The organism is Marinobacter sp. BSs20148, from assembly GCF_000283275.1.
GTDB classification, from domain to species: Bacteria; Pseudomonadota; Gammaproteobacteria; order Pseudomonadales; family Oleiphilaceae; genus Marinobacter; species Marinobacter psychrophilus.
In genome coordinates, this window is record NC_018268.1 from 93521 (window position 1) to 111277 (window position 17757).

Annotated in this window: 14 protein-coding genes; 9 read left to right on the plus strand and 5 right to left on the minus strand. The window is 57.0% G+C overall.

Annotation, left to right across the window (positions count from 1 at the left end; genetic code table 11):
- Nucleotides 1-126 precede the first annotated feature (126 nt).
- The 4 genes from MRBBS_RS00400 (at nucleotide 127) to MRBBS_RS00415 (ending at nucleotide 6572) form a co-directional block, all read left to right on the plus strand.
- Nucleotides 127-1242 carry a YbfB/YjiJ family MFS transporter gene (locus MRBBS_RS00400; RefSeq protein WP_227497548.1) on the plus strand — a complete coding sequence of 372 codons (1116 nt, stop codon included), beginning with the start codon at nucleotides 127-129 and terminating at the stop codon, nucleotides 1240-1242.
- A gap of 463 nt (nucleotides 1243-1705) precedes the next feature.
- Nucleotides 1706-4189, plus strand: a complete 2484-nt coding sequence (gene hrpB, locus MRBBS_RS00405; protein ID WP_014869409.1) for an ATP-dependent helicase HrpB — start codon at nucleotides 1706-1708, stop codon at nucleotides 4187-4189.
- A gap of 175 nt (nucleotides 4190-4364) precedes the next feature.
- Nucleotides 4365-5183, plus strand: a complete 819-nt coding sequence (locus tag MRBBS_RS00410; protein ID WP_041635410.1) for an ATP-grasp domain-containing protein — start codon at nucleotides 4365-4367, stop codon at nucleotides 5181-5183.
- A gap of 213 nt (nucleotides 5184-5396) precedes the next feature.
- Entirely contained in the window at nucleotides 5397-6572 is a 1176-nt protein-coding gene (locus MRBBS_RS00415) for a type III PLP-dependent enzyme (protein ID WP_014869411.1), read from the plus strand.
- Between the two features lie 97 nt (nucleotides 6573-6669).
- Here MRBBS_RS00415 and MRBBS_RS00420 read toward each other — a convergent pair whose 3' ends face one another.
- From MRBBS_RS00420 to MRBBS_RS00435, 4 genes are all read right to left on the minus strand, one after another.
- Entirely contained in the window at nucleotides 6670-7878 is a 1209-nt protein-coding gene (locus MRBBS_RS00420; protein ID WP_014869412.1) for a CynX/NimT family MFS transporter, read from the minus strand.
- Nucleotides 7868-8263 carry an ectoine synthase gene (locus MRBBS_RS00425; protein WP_014869413.1) on the minus strand — a complete coding sequence of 132 codons (396 nt, stop codon included), beginning with the start codon at nucleotides 8261-8263 and terminating at the stop codon, nucleotides 7868-7870. Before MRBBS_RS00425 ends, MRBBS_RS00420 begins: the two co-directional genes overlap by 11 nt.
- Nucleotides 8264-8348: 85 nt before the next feature.
- Nucleotides 8349-9788: a DUF3482 domain-containing protein gene (locus MRBBS_RS00430; RefSeq protein ID WP_014869414.1), complete on the minus strand. Its 1440-nt coding sequence runs from the start codon at nucleotides 9786-9788 to the stop codon at nucleotides 8349-8351.
- Complete coding sequence (locus MRBBS_RS00435; RefSeq protein ID WP_050996547.1) at nucleotides 9785-11236, minus strand: DUF2868 domain-containing protein; 1452 nt, start codon at nucleotides 11234-11236, stop codon at nucleotides 9785-9787. Before MRBBS_RS00435 ends, MRBBS_RS00430 begins: the two co-directional genes overlap by 4 nt.
- Before the next feature lie 87 nt (nucleotides 11237-11323).
- Between MRBBS_RS00435 and MRBBS_RS00440 the strand changes: the two genes are divergently transcribed.
- Nucleotides 11324-11683 (plus strand): DUF6164 family protein, encoded by a 360-nt coding sequence (locus MRBBS_RS00440; RefSeq protein ID WP_014869416.1) that lies wholly within the window; start codon nucleotides 11324-11326, stop codon nucleotides 11681-11683.
- A gap of 36 nt (nucleotides 11684-11719) precedes the next feature.
- Here the strand turns inward: MRBBS_RS00440 and MRBBS_RS00445 are convergent, their stop codons facing one another.
- Nucleotides 11720-12631 carry an alpha/beta hydrolase gene (locus MRBBS_RS00445; RefSeq protein ID WP_014869417.1) on the minus strand — a complete coding sequence of 304 codons (912 nt, stop codon included), beginning with the start codon at nucleotides 12629-12631 and terminating at the stop codon, nucleotides 11720-11722.
- Nucleotides 12632-12841: 210 nt separating this feature from the next.
- Here MRBBS_RS00445 and MRBBS_RS00450 point away from each other — a divergent pair, with 210 nt between their 5' ends.
- The 4 genes from MRBBS_RS00450 (at nucleotide 12842) to MRBBS_RS00465 (ending at nucleotide 17754) form a co-directional block, all read left to right on the plus strand.
- Entirely contained in the window at nucleotides 12842-14254 is a 1413-nt protein-coding gene (locus MRBBS_RS00450; protein ID WP_014869419.1) for a sigma-54 interaction domain-containing protein, read from the plus strand.
- Nucleotides 14255-14581: 327 nt separating this feature from the next.
- Nucleotides 14582-15634, plus strand: coding sequence for a TRAP transporter substrate-binding protein (locus MRBBS_RS00455; RefSeq protein WP_014869420.1), 1053 nt, complete (start codon nucleotides 14582-14584; stop codon nucleotides 15632-15634).
- Nucleotides 15635-15751: 117 nt separating this feature from the next.
- On the plus strand, nucleotides 15752-16390 hold the full coding sequence (locus tag MRBBS_RS00460; RefSeq protein WP_014869421.1) for a TRAP transporter small permease subunit: 639 nt from the start codon (nucleotides 15752-15754) through the stop codon (nucleotides 16388-16390).
- Nucleotides 16390-17754: a TRAP transporter large permease gene (locus tag MRBBS_RS00465; RefSeq protein ID WP_014869422.1), complete on the plus strand. Its 1365-nt coding sequence runs from the start codon at nucleotides 16390-16392 to the stop codon at nucleotides 17752-17754. The genes MRBBS_RS00460 and MRBBS_RS00465 overlap by 1 nt, the downstream gene beginning before the upstream one ends.
- Nucleotides 17755-17757 lie beyond the last annotated feature (3 nt).

The window sequence follows — 17757 nt, forward strand, 5'->3', positions numbered from 1 at the left end:
TGCTGCTGCCAGACCTGTGCTCGTTCGGTTGGGGTCATGCTGATTCCTCATGGAATGGGTGAGGACGTCAGTGTGTGCAATCGGTGAGCTGGAATGTAGGTGCTGATTTATTGGCGCTTACGTTTTATGTACACCCCACTTTTGCCTTATTTGGTGAATGACGGCCTGTTTTCCGCCGCAGACGGTGCGGCCGTGGCCACCTGGAATTATATGGGCTATCTGATGGGTGCCATGCTGGCCATTCGCTGGCACCGCATTGACCATATTCGCCGTATTTTGCCGCTGGCCGTGGTGGTGCACATTGCCACCACTGTGCTGGTGGCGGTTGAAGCCGATCTGACGGCTATTTCCACGACCCGCTGGCTTAACGGCGTGGCCAATGGCGTGGTGTTTGTGCAGGCACCAGCGCTTATTCTGGAGTGGCTGGTGTTGCGTAACCGCGCCAGCCTGAGCGGGCTGGTGTATTTCGGAGTGGGTTTTGGCCTGCTGCTGTCCGCAGGTGTGGTCAGCGGCACGGCGGACTGGCTGGAAGGCCCGGAACGCTGGTGGCCGGCGGCTGTTATCTCTGTCCCGCTGGCGGCTTGGGGCACCTGGAAGCTGATGCAGCTAGATGTGCCGATGCATCCACCGGTGGCTATTAACAAGTGCGGTAAAGCTCTCAGCACCCGGCTGTTCGACCGAGCCAGTACGCCACTGTTTCTGGCTTACGCCGGCGCCGGCCTGGGGTATATCCTGCCAATGACCTTTCTGCCCCTGCTGGCCAACGTAGAGCTGAAACCCGGGCATTGGTTGCAGGACGGCAGCTGGTTGCTGGTGGCGTTGTGCACCATTCTGGCACCGTGGATATGGAATCGCCTGGGTGCGATTATCGGCGACATTCTGGCGCTGAAGATTAACTTCGCCATTCAGTTAGCGGGTGTTCTCGCTGCGGTGGTGATTCCGGGTGCACCGGGGCTGATTCTATGCGCCATCCTGGTAGGCGTTACTTTCCTTGGTACGGTATTGCTGACCCAGCGCATTGGACGGGCACTGCATCCGCACCAGGGGCCACGCCTGTCTGCGGCAATGGTGGCCTTGTATGGCTTTACCCAAATGGTTGGCCCCTGGTTGACCAAGCAGTGGCTGGATGCTGGTGGAACTTTGTCGTCAGCGTTCGGTATAGGGGTAGGGGCGCTGGCATTTGGACTTGTGTTTCTGTTCTTCGTGCCGCGGCCTAATGAGTGGCATTCTCGTGTGGTGTGAGGTTTTTGCCGGTAAAGCGTAGCCTGTTGGTTGCGGTGGATTGATCGCGGCGGTGGGGAATATTTTTTCTTGGAAATGGAACTCGCTGCGCTCAGACACCCATTTCCGGCGAAAAAAATTCCCCACCACCCCGCTCTATGTAACAAAGTCGATATCGTTATGGAAAAGATTAAAGCGGTTTTTGGCTTATAGCTCATAGTAATCGTTAGCGGCTGGTGATCAAGCCTACTGACTCAGGCAATTTTTCACCGGGTCAACCGAAGCCTCGCCATGCTAAGCTTTCGACTTATCACCGGTTTCTGCAGGGTGTGGGGGTGAATTTGAATTTTTGGCCGGACAAAGGTGTCTGAGCGCAGCGAGTTCTTTCCCGGCCAAAAATTCAAATTTGCTCCCGCGCCAACTCTCAATCCGGCAGACTAAGCCCAGCCCAGCGAACCGAATTCAACCAAGAAGCCGAAGCAACGTGCTCCCAATAGAACACATCCTCCCCCAACTCAAACAAACCCTGGAAACCAACACCACTGCCTTGCTGCAGGCGCCGCCGGGCGCTGGCAAAACCACCCGTGTGCCGCTGGCATTGCTGGATGCACCCTGGCGTCAGGGAAGGCGGATTTTGATGTTGGAGCCGCGGCGACTGGCGGCTCGTTCGGCGGCGCGGTATATGGCCGGGCAGATGGGCGAGCAAGCCGGGCAGACGGTGGGTTACCGTACGCGTCTGGATACCCGGGTGTCGGCGGCTACCGTGATTGAAGTGGTGACCGAAGGCATTCTTACCCGTTTGATTCAGAGCGATCCGCTGTTAGAAGACTATGCCGCGGTGCTGTTTGACGAGTTTCACGAGCGTTCGTTACAGGCTGATCTAGGGCTGGCTTTGGTGCGGGAATCGCAGCAAGTGCTGCGAGAGGATTTACGGGTGTTGGTGATGTCAGCCACGTTGGATACGGCGCCCATTGCCCGATTGCTGGGCGACGTGCCGGTTCTTAGCAGCGAGGGCCGGGCGTTTCCGGTGGAGGTTTTGTATCGGCCTGCTGCGTCTGCGCAACGTCAGCCGCGGGTGGTAGACCAGGTAACGGCGGTGGTGCTTGAGGCCTTGGCTCAGCAGCCGGGTTCGGTGTTGGTGTTTTTGCCTGGCGCCGGTGAAATCCGGAGAGTGGCGCAAGCACTTGCGGGGCAGGTAGCGTCGGATGTGGTGATTGCACCATTGTTTGGCAGTTTGCAGGCAGCGGAGCAGGATCGTGCGATTGCTCCGGCAGCTGAGGGCTCTCGCAAGGTGGTGCTGGCCACAGCGATTGCCGAGACCAGTTTGACCATTGAAGGCGTGCGGGTGGTGGTTGATAGTGGCCAGCAGCGGCGGGCGGTGTTTGACCCCGGAAGCGGCATGACGCGGCTAGTGACGGGCCGGGTATCCAAAGCGTCGGCAGAGCAGCGCAAAGGCCGCGCTGGGCGAACCCAATCCGGGGTTTGCTATCGCCTGTGGAGCGAGTCTGAGCAGTATGGTCTGGCAGACTTTACCCCACCGGAGATTCGTGAAGCAGACCTGGCGCCGCTGGTTTTGGAGCTGGCTCAGTGGGGCGCGCGGTCGCCCGATCAGCTGCAGTGGGTTGAGCCGCCGCCGGCAGCGCATTGGCAGCAGGCGGTGGAGTTGCTGCAATTGCTGGATATGCTGGGTGAAGACTGCGCTATTACTGGCCACGGTAAGGCAGCGCGAGCACTGGGCGTTCACCCGCGGTTGGCGCACATGGTATTGCTGGGCCGTTCATTGGGGCAAGGCTCCTTGGCGTCAGAATTAGCGGCACTGCTGGAAGACCGGGATCTGCTTGGGCCGGGTGCTGGCGCCGACATGCACCAGCGCGTGCGGGTACTGCGTGGCCACGCACGGGTAGACCCAGCGCGAATTCAGGCGGTGCGAAAGCAGGCCAGGCGCTTGGAACCCGCAACACCATCGGCCAAACATGCTTCTGCGCCTGCGTCCACTGCGACAGAGGTAGGGCGTTTGCTGGCGCTGGCCTATCCGGATCGTATAGCCCGCCGCCGGCCCGGTGATGCCCCCCGTTACCAGCTTAGTAATGGAAAGGGTGCGCTGCTGCGCGACGACGATGCCCTGGCCCGTTACGACTGGCTGGTGGCGGCGGATCTGGACGGTAAGGCCCGCGAAGCGCAAATTTACCTGGCGGCGCCGGTGGATTTGGCGAGTCTGGAAAGTGACCTTGCCGCGCACATTCAGCAACGTGACGAAGCCGAATGGGATGATCGGCGCGGCACCGTGGTTGCGCGCCAGGTACGCCGCTTGGGTGCCTTGCTGCTGGCCGAAAAACCGCTGGCCAAACCGCCTGCAGAACTGATGCAACAGGGCTTGCTGACCGCGGTGCGGCGCAAAGGGCTGGACAGCTTGCCGTGGACCGCCGGCGCCCGGCAGTGGCAGGCGCGGGTCGGGCTGCTGGCACGGCATTTCCCGGAAGACTGGCCGGATGTCAGTGACACAGCGCTGATGAATTCGCTAGAGGATTGGCTGGCGCCCTACCTGATGGGCCTGAGCCGTTGGGCTGAACTGCAAAAGCTGAATGTGCACGGCGCGCTGAACGGCTTGCTGGATTACGCCCAGCAGCAACGCCTGAACGAGTTGGCGCCGACCGCGCTGACGATTCCAACCGGTAGTTTGGTGACGCTTGATTACGCCGCGGAAAACGGCCCTGTGTTGGCGGCCAAGCTGCAGGCGCTGTTTGGCTGGACGCGAACGCCCACCGTCGCCGGTGGTCAGGTGCCTGTGTTAATACACCTATTATCGCCTGCCCAGCGGCCGCTGGCGGTCACCGCGGATCTGGCCAGCTTCTGGGCCAACGTGTATCCACAGGTGCGCAAAGACACTCGTGGGCGCTATCCCAAACATCCGTGGCCGGAAGATCCGCTGACCGCGGTGGCTCAGCAGGGCGTGAAGCGTAAATCCTAGCGCTCGATGGCATTTTGTCATTGTGTAGGTTGGTTTGTGCTTTCAGGTCGTTTATTTTGGGGTTTTCGACGGATTTCCCAATATCGGATGAACGTCAAATTACCTATATCGATAGTGCTTGCCAGCGGACAGAAAACGCTTAGAATTCGTGCACTTCAACCTGTGTGAAACCCTCATGCACTGTGTCTCGTTTGATATTTTCCGTACCCTTAGTTTTCCCGATACGACCGTACTCAAGCCGGATCAGTTTTTGCGCCATAAAGAATTGCTGCGCGACGCTGACTGGGTGCTGTTTCCGGAGTATTGGCAGTTGAACGCTCTGGTACATGGCCTGAAATGTCGGGTGTTTCCCAGTGTTGCCAGCTACCGCATTGGCCACGACAAGGTGGAAATGACTCGGGCGTTTCAGGCCGTTGCACCTGAGCACACGCCCTGGACGTTGATTACCGCCAACGGCCCCGAGGAGCGCGAACAGATATGGCAGGACATGGCTCTGCCTTTTGTCGCCAAGCTGCCAAAAGCGAGTATGGGCGAAGGTGTGTGGCTGATTGAAAACCGTGCCGATTGGCAGCGCTACTGCGATCGTACTGACGTGCTCTATGCCCAGCAATATCTTCCCCTGGAGCGAGACGCGCGGGTAGTAGTGGTGGGCGACAAAGTCGTCACCGCCTATTGGCGCACTCAGGCGGACCAGGGCTTTTACAACAACGTGGCTCGCGGCGGGCGTATCGATTGCAGCCCGGTGCCGGCGGTCGTGACCGATTTGGCCCTGCGATTGGCGCGGGAGCTGGGGGTAGACCACGCCGGGTTTGATATTGCGCTGGTTGAAGGCTACCCCTTTGTACTGGAATTCAACCGCCTGTTTGGCAACCAGGGTTTAGGCCAGGGCACTGATTTGCAAGATGCGATATTGGCGTACCTGCGCCAGTGCAACGAACCCCGTAGCCCGGAAGAGCCGATGATGCCTGATCCGGTATGGCCAATGGCGGTTTAAATCTTACTGGGGTCCTGCTGGCCGGCGCTTGCAGCGGCTGGCATTCTGACTATCTTGTAAAGCAGTTCGATTCTCCCACGGTCTGTTTTATAAGTAGATATACTGATATGCGGACTTTAAAAAAAACCTGATGATCGCGATAATCAACGGGCTCTGCCGCTAAAGCGCAGAGCCTTTTTTCTGCTGAATACCCTGTGGAGGGACACACCACCCATGACCGAGTTAGCCAACGCCCGTATTACCGACTATTACACCGAAAGCACGTTCAATCGTATTCGGCAGTTCGCCGAAGGCAAAGAAACGCCATTTGTGGTGATTGATACCGCCACTATCGATTATCACTATAACGAATTGGTTGAGGGCTTCCCTTACGCACAGGTCTATTACGCGGTGAAAGCCAATCCGGCCCCGCAGGTTCTGACTCTGCTGCGCGACAAGGGCGCCAGCTTTGACATCGCTTCGGTGTACGAGCTGGAAAAAGTAATGGCGTTGGGTGTGACCGGCGACCGTATCAGCTTTGGCAACACCATTAAAAAAGCCAAAGATGTACGCACATTTTACGAGAAAGGCGTTCGCATGTTTGCCACCGATTCGGAAGCAGATCTGCGCAATATTGCCAAGGCTGCGCCGGGCTCGAAAATCTACGTGCGGATTCTGACGGAAGGCACGCAAACCGCCGATTGGCCGCTGTCGCGCAAGTTTGGTTGCCAACAGGACATGGCGATGGATCTTCTGATTCTGGCCCGTGACCTGGGCTTAGTGCCTTACGGTGTGTCGTTTCACGTAGGTTCGCAGCAGCGTGAAATCGGCGCCTGGGATTCCGCGCTGGCTAAAGTGAAAGTGATTTTCGAGCGCATGAAAGAAGAAGATGGCATCGAACTGAAAATGATCAATATGGGCGGTGGCTTTCCGGCTAATTACGTTACTCGCACCAACGAATTGAAGGTGTATGCCGAAGAAATCAACCGTTTTTTGCACGAAGACTTTGGTGACGAGCTGCCGGAAATCATTATTGAGCCAGGCCGCTCGCTGATTTCTAACGCCGGTGTGCTGGTAAGCGAGGTGGTGTTGATTTCCCGTAAATCCCGCACGGCTATGCACCGCTGGGTTTATACCGACGTGGGCAAGTTTTCCGGGTTGATTGAAACCCTAGACGAAGCCATCAAGTTTCCGATTTGGACTGACAAGGTCGGCGAAGGCGAGGACTGCGTGATTGCCGGGCCAACCTGTGACAGTGCCGATATCATGTATGAAGACCACAAGTACCCGTTGCCGCTGAATCTGGCGATTGGTGACCGGATGTACTGGTTCTCGACCGGCGCTTATACCACCACCTATAGCGCGGTGGAATTCAACGGCTTCCCGCCGCTGAAAGATTACTACATTTAGCGGCGGTTGATTTAGCCGGGTCAGATCAACGGCCCGGCTGACAGATTTCAGACGATAACGTTGCAGTACAAAAACGGGGCCAGAGGGGCCCCGTTTTTTATGAGCTGCGTTCCAGCTTCAGGTTGAACGCGATGGGCAATACCAGCACGCCGTAAGCGATCATTACCCAGAACGCATGACGGATGTCGCCGCTGGCGTCTGACACCAAGCCGCCGATCATCGGCACTATGAAGGCGATGGTGTAGCCAACCAGAAAGTTACCCGCCGATAAGCGTCCGGTTTCGGCCGCGGACACCAACAGTGGCGTCACGGCCACCATCAAGATCAGCAGAAGTCCAGCGGTGAAGCTCATAAAGGTAGCGCTGATAATGCCAGACCATCCGGGCATCAGCACGGCGCCGCCGGCTCCCAGCAGGCTTAGAATCAGCACGATAATCAGAGGGCTATTGCGCCCCACCCAAAAGCGCGCCATTTTAAGCATCAGAAGAGATGCAACCACTTGCGCAAAGTTGTACCAGAACAGGGCATCGGTGAGCTGGTCCAGTTCACCGCGCTGTTCTAGCAGGTTACTCATGTACGCGTTGAAACCGAAAAACAACGAGCTGGGTACGCCCAGTAGCAGGCCAATCCGCAGGGTCAGCGGGTTACTCCAATCTGGCAGCCAGGCCACTTTTCGAATGGGCGGTGCCAGATCACGCTTGGGTAGGAAAAGCGCCGCAGCCAACAGCAGAGCCGGCAGCGACCAGGCAATCAAGGTAGCGCGCCAGCTCTCACCCAACAGCGGCATTACCACCGGCAGGGTTATCCCGGCGCCGATGAACTCACCCATCAGCATGCCGTTCATATAAATTGCCGCGCCCATGGCCATATGATGGGGTGCCAGCCAACGCGGCAGCAGTGCCGGCAGTGCCGGTTGCATCATGGCAATACCCAGGCCCATAACGGCGCCTGCGACCATTAACAAAATGGTGTCCGGCGCCATGCCACGGGCGGCAGATCCGATGGTCATGATCAGTATGGCCAGCGCCAGAGTATTGCGTGGGCCGATGCGGGAAATAGCTAGGGAACCGGGCATGGCGCCAATGGCCAGCATCAGAATAGGTAAGGTGGTCAATGCGCCGGTCAGGGTTTGCGACAGTGCCAGTTCGTCGGCAATGTACGGTGCTAAAGGTGGCGCAACCAGAATGGGTATGCGCAGGTAAGCACCGGCCAGCCAAAGTAAAACCGCCACCGGAAGCAGGGTAGCTGCCGGTGGCGGTAGGGTGCTGCTGTGTTCAGCAGCAGCGGGTATTGAGTTAGTCTTCACTGGTATCCGGCAGGTACGCACCGTCTTCGTCGTGTACTTCTTGTCCGGTGACGGGCGGGTTGAAGGAGCAGATCAGGCGCATATCTTCAGTGCCACCGCGAAGGGTGTGCTGATCGTGCTTGTCGAGTGCGTAAAGCGTGCCGTCGGAAATCTCGTGGGTTTCACCGGTTGCTTTGTCCGTAATCGTGCCGTTGCCGGCTACGCAATAAACCGCTTCCAGGTGATGCTTGTACCACAGGTTCAGTTCGGCGCCTGCCGGAATGATTGTTTCGTGAAAAGAGAAGCCCATACCGTCTTTTTTCAGCAGCATACGACGGCTCGTCCAGCCTGGGCCGTGCACTTCACGTTCGGTACCGATAATGTCCTTAACTCGTACAATTTTCATTAGTATTCCTCACGTTAGATTAGCGCGGCCGGGTAAATAGCGGAGCGGCCGATTATGAAATAGCCCGGTAGTATAAACACCCCTGTCATACACTTTTCAACTGCCAGTCGTTGTAAGCCTTCATAGCGTGGGTAATCACCTGCCCCAGTTTATGCTGATCGCTAGGGTCTGCGGACTTGCCTTTGCGGGCTTTTTCCAGAGCCCGATGCAAGATGTTGCGATCCTGTTTTGACAAGCTTTCCAACCAGTGGCTGTCGGTGGTGCCAAGCGGGAGTGGCGCCCGCCCAGCGTGGTTTCGGTGGCTTACATGCCACCAGTGATTCAGCGCCCTGCCCAACACGACGTAGCCAAATTGAGTGTCTGGCGCCGGGCCGAAGCTGGCGGTTTTCACACCGTCGCGCAGGGGCCTTATCTTCAATGTAGGCAGTGGCAGGCGGTCACCGTAAAAATAACTACCGGCAGCGCCGATTATGCCTCCGATCAGGGCTCCGGTGCCAAATGATGCACCTAACGTTAGTGCGTCAATACCAACACCCCCGACGGCACCAGCGCCAAAGCCGACCCCCGCCAGGTAGCCTTTGTTCACGCCCCATAGCTGGCGGCTGTCTTCGGAAAACAGATCGTGTTCACTTTGCCACTCCAGCTCGGCTTCCTGACGCTGTAGCTGGCCGTGTTGGTACAGCTGCTGAATGTCGCCCCGCAGCTGCTGTTCACGCTGGCGCTGATGCTGATACCAGCTCTTGCGAAGCTCGGAGGCAAGGGCGTCTTTGTTCTGGCTGGAGCCACTGGCAGCCAGATCCTCCGCTAAGCTACGGCTGTGACGGTAGCCCATCATTTGCTGCAGGGTTCGCGCAATCAGCGTGGCGGCCTGTTGCCCGCGTTGCTGGCGCTGACGGTCCAAAAATCCGGTGGCGGTTTCAAGGGGTTTTTCCCAGGCCGGTTCGAGCTGGCCGAAAGCCCGCAAAAGGCTTAGATGTTGCTCGAAAGGTGCACGAACTGCATCGAACTTGCGCACAATCTGAAAGAATTGCCCCAGCGCCGCCTGCCAGGTGTCGCCGTAGTCTTCATTGCCAATGCTATTGATGAGCGCCAGGCTGGGGCGCCCGGTCCAGCGTAATATGGTCATTTCTGCTTCGTGCTGAGGGCTGTATGGCACCGAACCGTCGACCACGTAAATAATACCGGCGCCCTCGATTAATGGTGCCAGCAGTTCGCATTCGTCGCTGAACTGCAGATTACCGCGATGCTGGGTAGCAAACGCAGCTACCGTGGCGGCTCGGTCTGATGCCGAAACGCTGTGTGCTTCCAACCACTCAAGTACCCGTCGCGGGCGTTGAAAGCCTGGCGTGTCCACCAGGGTGTAAAGCACTTGCCCGTCTACCTGTAACGGGTAGGCATGGCTGCGGCGGGTGGTGCCAGGTTCCAGCTCAATAGCGATAGCATCATTTTGGGACAATGTCGCGACGATCGAAGATTTGCCTTTGTTAGGGTGACCCACCACGGCAAATACCGGAGCCTGATTCATGAATGCGACAGTCCTGTGCTAATGGCGATATCTCCGACGGTAACAAAACCTGGTGGGCAGCGTTCTGCAAAACGTAACCAGGGTTGCAGCTGGCGGTCTGTAGCGGTGTTGGATGGCTCCCGGGTTTCGGCCGCTAATGGCAACAAAAAAACCCGGCTGTTGGCCGGCCAGTTGTGGCGAGCGCTGTCTAAAAAGTCCAGCAACTCGCCCGTGGGTGGCTCCCAGCTACGAACTAACATAATGGCGGTGACTGCATCGCTGCTGACAGCGAGCTGGGCAATTGCCTGCTGATCTTGGCTGAGGCTGGCCAAGCCGCCAACATTGAGTGTCGGGCCTGGGCAGATAGCGGCCAGAGCCGCGGGCAGTGTTTGTTTGTCAGTGACAGTTCCCGCGCCGGCCCAGCTCAGCAGCTGCGCTTTTTCCGGAAGCGGCTGCAGCAGGGTATTGTGCCGCGTGTCGGGCAGGTCACCGGCGTCATTGTGACCGGCGCCGGTATCCAGCACCGATGTTGCCATGCGTTCGCGCAGGGCTCGCAGCCCGGGGTGGCACAGCAACAGTTTGCGCGTCCGCAAGCGCACGAGTGCGCTTGCCAGCAGGCGCAACAACAGGCGTGGCAACACAACCCATATCAACCAAAGCATGCTGACAAACGGCCACCACTGGCCCCAACGTGCCGGTGTGAGTGCGGTGTTTTTGCCGGCGCGAAAAAACCGGGTGGCTTCCACCAGTGCCGGGTCTGGTACCGCCGACGGCCATAGCCATGCCCAAGGCGTGGCCAGGGCGCTGGTGAGTTGGTGATAGCCGCTGGCGGCGGTATTCAGGGTGGTGCTCCAGCCGAACGCCAGATCTTGAGTCACCACCATTGCCAATAGGGTAAGTAAAGCCGCCACTGCAAAACTGAGCCCGCCGCCCTGGGTAGCCCGCGCCATAAGAGCCGGTTGCAGTGGCTGCAAGGCCGGGTTAGAAGCAGGCATAAAGCGGTTTAGCAGTGGACGCCAGGGTTGCCATCCCATCACCGACTGCAGGCTGGTCAGCAACGCCAGCAGCAGTTGCAGAGCCACAAAACCAATAATCACGGTCACGTTAATGCGTTGGCCACCGTCGTAAAACAACAGGCCGGCCATGGTAATAATGCCCAGAACCGCGCCCAGCGCTATAAAGCCGCTGTTGATCCGCTGCCAACGTTGCTCTGTGGATTGGCCGGTGCCTGCTAATTGCTCGCTGCCGTTGTCAAAACGCCCTAGCCAGGCCAGCCAGTGTGCGGGGTCACTTGGGCTGTTGTGCTCTTCGCAGTTCAGCGCAAACTTGCGGTCGCGACGATGAATAAAGTCTGATGTTTGCTGACCGTCCCGCTGAATCTGGGCGTCGAAATCCATTAACAGGCGAAGAGGCTGTTTGATGATGGGCGTCTTGGTCATTGACGGTCTTGCCGCTGACTGCTTTACCATGGAATAACTCGTTGGTGAATTCGGCGCTTCATGCTTTGGTGCTAGGATATAGCCAAGGCCGCCACCGACCAACCCCAACGAGGTTCCATGCCCCATCATCTAATGAATTTACGCCACGTGCCCGACGACGAAGCAGACGACATTCGGGATCTGTTCGAGCGTGAAGAAGTGCGCTATTACGAAACGCCGCCCAGTTTTTGGGGCATTAGTATGGGCGGTTTCTGGGTGCACGATGACGACGAAGCCGAGCGGGCACGACAATTACTTGCAGGCTACCAGCGGCAGCGCCAAAGCCAGCAGCAGTTGGAGTGGCAGGAACGTGTGGCGCGGGGTGAAGCCGGCTATGGCAGTATGCTGCGGCGCCACCCGCTGCGCATGCTGGCGGCCATTATCGCTCTGGGAGTCATTGTAGGTGTGAGCCTGCTGCCCTACCTGCGAATGGGCTAATATTGAATATAAGGCTTGATCAGGTCACTGGCTGGCTCAGGGTTTCTGCTGACGCGCCAGAAAATTCAGGCCCTGCTCTACGGCATTGCCGCCGGTCAGAAAGCTGGTGATGTGGCCACGTAAGTTCAGTTTCAACAGGCCGCTGTCTACGCCCTTTTTCAACAAAGCCCGATGAAAATTTTCAGCCTGAGAGAACGGCACCAGTAAATCCATGCCGCCGTGAAACAGGAAAAACGGTGGTGTTTGCGGCGTTATGTGAGTGATGGGCGAAGCAATGCGATAGGTCTCAGGTATTTGTTGTTTGTTGGCGCCCAGAAACTGAAACAGTAGCTTGCCCGAATCAAAGCCGGTCAAATCCGCTGGTATGCCGCCGGCGACCACCGCTTGCAGCCGTGTGTTTACGCCGCCGTAAGGCTGATTAAGATCGCTATCGCTGCTTGCAACCACTGCCAGAAGCGCAACCAGGTGCGCACCGGATGAAAACCCGAAACCGCTGACCCGCTGGGCATCCAGACCATAACGTGAACCGTTAGTGGCCAGCCACTGGCGTGCTACCTGCAGGTCATGCAACTGGGCGGGAAACGTGTATTCGGGTGCAAGCCGGTAGGCAATGTTGAACACCGCAAATCCGTGGCTGGCGAGCTCTTCAGCAATCCACACCATGTCCGCCGGCGAACGGCTGTTCCAGCCGCCCCCATGCACCATCAGTACGACTGGGCTGGGGCCACTTTGTTGCGGCAAATACAAGTCGCCGGTCAGTGCCTGGGGCCAGTCCCCCGGGGTGTATACCAAGCCTTCTACCACGTCATATTCGGTGGTTTCCGGTTCTGGGCCAGTCAGGTTTTTCGCGCCGTAGTAGTGGCTGCAGCCTGGCAGTGACGCCAGCGCTGTGAGCAGAAAAATGGATGCACCCAGTATCTTTCCAGGATAACCGGCGGCGTGGGACATGGCTTGAAAACTCCTTCTGGTAAAATATTCAGCCTAGTATGAACCTTAGCCGGCGTCACTCTTTAATACGTTGTTGCAGTGTAATAGGCCATTCTGCTGGCGCCATCACAGTCGGTTTGCTCCCCGGGAAAGCGGGCCATATACTCCTGCAGTGCATTTGGCACCCGAGTTTTCACCACGCATGACACGAACCCCGGCGGTACCTGTTCAATGACCCAACCGTTTAAAGGCACGAACAAAAGCGGTCTGACGCGGGAGCTGATAGAAGCCCTGTTTCCGATGTTTGAGCAAGCCAGCGTCGGCGCCATTGTGGTTGATCGCGAGGCCCGTATTACCTGGATAAATAACAGCTATGCCCAGCTGCTCAGCTTGGGAAACCCGTCTGGCGTCATCGGTCTCCCGGTGCGCCAGGTGATTCCTGAAACCCGCATGCCCGAAGTTGTGGAAACCGGCAAACCACTGCTGCTCGATATCATGGAGCACCATCAACAACAGTTGGTGGTTACTCGGTTGCCATTTTATGACGGCGCTGGTGAGATCGAAGGCGCTGTGGCGTTTGTGCTCTACGGCGACCTGCAACCGCTTACCCCGCTGATCAGCAAGTATCGACGTTTGCATCAGGATCTCGCTGCGGCTCGCAAGGCGCTGGCTAAAAAAGCGAGGAGCACACGATACAGTCTTGGCGATTTTGTTGGCGCCACCCCTGGAGCCCTTGAGGTCAAGCGCCGTGCGCGCTTGGCTGCCGGTCGTGAAATGGCGGTGCTGTTGCTGGGTGAGACCGGTACCGGCAAGGAAGTGCTGGCCCAGGCCATCCACTCTGTTTCCAGCCGTGCAGAAGGGCCGTTTGTGGGTGTGAACGTGGCGGCCATTCCCGATAACCTGCTGGAAGCCGAGTTCTTCGGAGTGGCGCCGGGCGCCTATACCGGGGCTGATCGTAAGCTTCGGGAAGGAAAGTTCCAGCTTGCTAACGGCGGCACGCTGTTTCTCGACGAAGTCGGCGACATGCCTTTGCCGCTGCAGGCCAAACTCTTGCGAGTCTTGCAAGAAGGAGAGGTCGAGCCTCTGGGTTCCAACAAGGTGACATCGATAGATGTCCGGGTTATCGCGGCAACCAGTCGCAACCTCAAAACTATGATTGCCGACGGCATTTTCCGCTCAGACCTGTATTACCGGCTCAACGTGCTGGAAATCCCTATACCACCTCTGAGAGACCGTCTCGCTGATCTCGGATTGCTGTGCGAGACCCTGCTTTGGGAAATCAGCGAGGGGCTGGGTGTGCGTGCGGAGATTACGGATGCGGGTATTGCGGCTCTTGCCAGTTATGACTGGCCCGGGAATATCCGCGAATTACGCAATTTGCTGGAAAGGGCCCTGACCATGAGCGAGGGCGGCGGCGTGCTGGATGCCGATGCCATGTTTAAAGTGTTGCCTCGGGTTGGCGGGCGCCCCGCCTCGAAAATAGGGTTGCGGCCCGTCAGGCCACTGGCCGCGACTTTGGCAGAGGCGGAAGCTCAGGCGATAGCAGAGGCACTGGTTGCAAGCAGGGGTAACCGTACCAAAGCTGCTCGGCTACTGGGTATTTCTCGCTCGATGCTGTACGAGAAACTGGCAAAAATGTCCTGATTTCCGGACAAGCGTCTTGATTTATGTACAATTACCTACGACCATAGTATCAATGTGCCCGAGATTTCGGACACATTGATACTCGTATATTTTTTAATATTATCTATGCTTATGATATGTATGATAAAAAATATTTTGGCGTGATATGTGCATATTCTCAGCAGCAGGACGTCAGAACAACACAGAAAACAAGACTGACGCTTTCGTTGGATCCGAAAATTACAAATGTCCGTCTCGCTTCCTGTGATTTCTGACTAACCTCAGACTAGGCCATCGGGAAAATCTTCCTGTTGGCCAAATAAAACAACAAAGCCAGGAGACTTGCCAATGACACTCTTTAAGGCCCTAGCCGGAATCGCCGGTGCGGTTGTGCTGACAACAGGAACGGCTTTCGCGGATGACCTGCGCTGGAAAATGCCGGTTGCCTTTGCCACTAATCTCCCCGGCCTGGGTTCGCCTGCCGCCTGGGTTGCCGATAGTCTTAACACCGCTTCCGATGGCAGCATTCAGGTTCGCGTCTATGAACCCGGTAAGCTGGTTCCGCCTTTCGATATCTTGCAGTCCGTTTCCGATGGCAAGGTAGAAGCAGGTTACACCTGGATCGGTTACGACCAGGGCAAGGTACCTGCGATTCCCCTGTTTGCAGCTGTACCCTTTGGCATGAAGCCCTGGGCCTATACTGGCTGGTACTACTACGGTGGTGGCCATGAAATGCTGCAGGAAGTTTATGCCAACAAGGGCTTTGAAGTTCACGCTCAGCTGTGCGGCATTATAGGGCCTGAAACAGCGGGCTGGTATTCGGAACCCATTGAAACACTAGAAGACTATAAGGGTCTGAAGATTCGTTTCGCGGGTCTGGGCGGCAAGGTTCTGGAAAAATTGGGCGCCTCGGTTACTATGATGCCGGGCGGTGAGCTTTATCAGGCGCTGGAGAAAGGCACCATCGACGCCACTGAATTCTCGATGCCTGCCATCGATCAGATCCTCGGTTTCGACCAGATAGTGAAATACAACCTCTTCCCCGGTTGGCACCAGCAGTTCACTGCCCAGTACATGTTGATCAACAAAGGTGAGTGGAACAACGCGACCGTTGCGCAGAAAGCGCTGGTTGTAGCCTCTTGCACTGCCGCAACAACCATGGCCCTGGCCGAGGGTGAGTACAAGAACGGTAAGGTTCTGGCCGGCTTCCAGGAAAATGGAATTCAAGCCGATCAGATTCCCCTGGATGTGTTGCGTCAGTTAAAAGCGGTGACCGACGAAGTGCTTGCGGAAGAATCCGCCAATGATGCTGACTTCAAGCGCGTCTACGAAAGCCAGAACGAGTTCATGAAAACCTACAAGGTGTGGGATACACGCGCCTATGTTCCGGCAGATCTGTAAGGCCGGGCGCAGACCCTGAGACATCGGAAGCGATTCCGGTGCTCCTTAACCAAGTCTGAATGGCCCCTCGGGGCCATTCTTTTTTCATGACGGGCTTTCTGAACAAGGAACTGTTGTATGACGGTGTCTGGTAAAGGCTCACCGCAGAACGTGCGGGCATCGGTGTTTGACACCGACGAATTTCTTCATCATCACACAGAGTTACCAACAACCCGGGTCAGCCAGGGGGTAGACCGTGTGATTGCCGCGATCGGCAAGGGTGCTTCCTGGCTCTGGGTCGTGTTAACCGGAGTAATTATCTGGGCCGTAGTTGGCCGCTATGCGTTTGACCATGGCTCTGTGACATTGGAAGAAGTGCAGTGGCATCTGGCCGGCACCGGCTGGCTGCTGGGGCTGGCCTATACTCTGGTGGTCGATGACCACGTGAGAGTGGATGTAATCCATGAGCGCTTGTCCCTGAGAAACCAGGGCTGGATTGAACTGTTCGGTCTGGTGGTTCTGTTGTTGCCGTTCCTCGGGTTGGCGGTCTACGAAATGATCCCCTACGCCTTCAGTTCCTGGCAACAGGGTGAAACCAGTCAGGCACCTGCCGGGCTGCCATACCGCTGGGTTCCCAAGGGCATTTTGGCATTGTCTTTTATTCTTCTAATGCTGGCTGCGCTATCCCGTTTGCTGAAAGTCACTGCATTACTTTTCGGCTTTCCGAAGCCAATCCGGATCAAATCCGGGAATGACAAGAAAGAAGGTGTGTCTTGATGGAGCTTGAAACGCTATTTGTAATCGGAATGTTTCTGACTTTCATGGTGTTATTGATGACCGGTTTCCCGGTTGCCTGGGTGTTGGGTGGCACAGCAGTCATCTGGACGGTCGTTGGTGTGGTGGCCGTGGAAAATTTTGGTGCCAATCTATGGTTCGACTATTCCTCCTCCCTGGGTCTTGTGCCCGAGCGGGTATGGAATGTCGTAAACAGCGAGACCCTTGTCGCTCTGCCGATGTTTATCTTTATGGGCATCATGCTTGATCAGTCTGGTGTCGCCGAGCGACTGATGAACAGTATGGTAAAACTTTTTGGCGCGGTTCGCGGCGGATATGCGGTAACGGTGATTATCATTGGCGTGCTGTTGGCGGCGACCACCGGCATCATTGGTGCTTCCGTGGTGTTGCTGGGCATGCTCTCTTTGCCGGTAATGATGGAGAACAAGTACGACAAAGGTTTTGCCGTGGGCACCGCCTGCGCCACCGGCACTCTTGGAATCCTGATTCCTCCTTCTATCATGCTGGTGCTGATGGCCGACCGGCTGGCGGTTCCGGAAGCGTCGGTGGGTGATCTTTTCATGGGCGCGTTCTTGCCCGGCCTGATGCTGGGTGCTATGTACGTTGCCTACGCCATAATCCGCCCCATGCTGCAGCCGCATATTGCGCCAGTGCCGGAGGGCACAGAGAAGGTGTCCTGGGGCATTGTCTGGGAAGTGGCCAAGGCAGTTCTGCCTACCGCGGCCCTAATTCTCGGTGTGCTTGGTTCTATCTTTGCCGGTATAGCCACGCCCACGGAGGCTTCCGGTGTGGGTGCCCTCGGCGCTCTTTTACTGGCCCTGATGTCAGGACGTCTGAACCTGAAAGTACTCAGCTCCTCGCTGCAGCAGACAACTCGTACGTCGGCGTTCATTTTCGCCATTTTCCTGGGGGCAACGGCGTTCTCCGTAGTGCTGCGGGGTCTTGGTGGCGACGAGGTGATCAAAGATGCGCTGCTGGGGCTGCCATTCGGACCCTATGGCGTGGTATTGACCATTCTGTTTTCGGTGTTTTTGCTTGGCTTTTTCCTGGATTGGGTTGAGATCACCCTGATTATTCTTCCGCTGGTGGCACCGGTTGTTCAACATCTTGGATTCGACCTGGTGTGGTTCACCATCCTTTTTGCCATGTGCCTGCAAACGTCTTTCCTGACGCCACCGGTAGGCTTTGCACTGTTCTATATCAAAGGTGTGGCGCCGCCGGAAATCACGGTGATCGACATCTACAAGGGCGTCATACCCTTCATCATCATTCAGGTGGTGGCCCTGGCGATCGTATTCCTGGTGCCTGAAATCGCGACTTGGCTGCCCAGCGTGGCTTACGACTGAGGA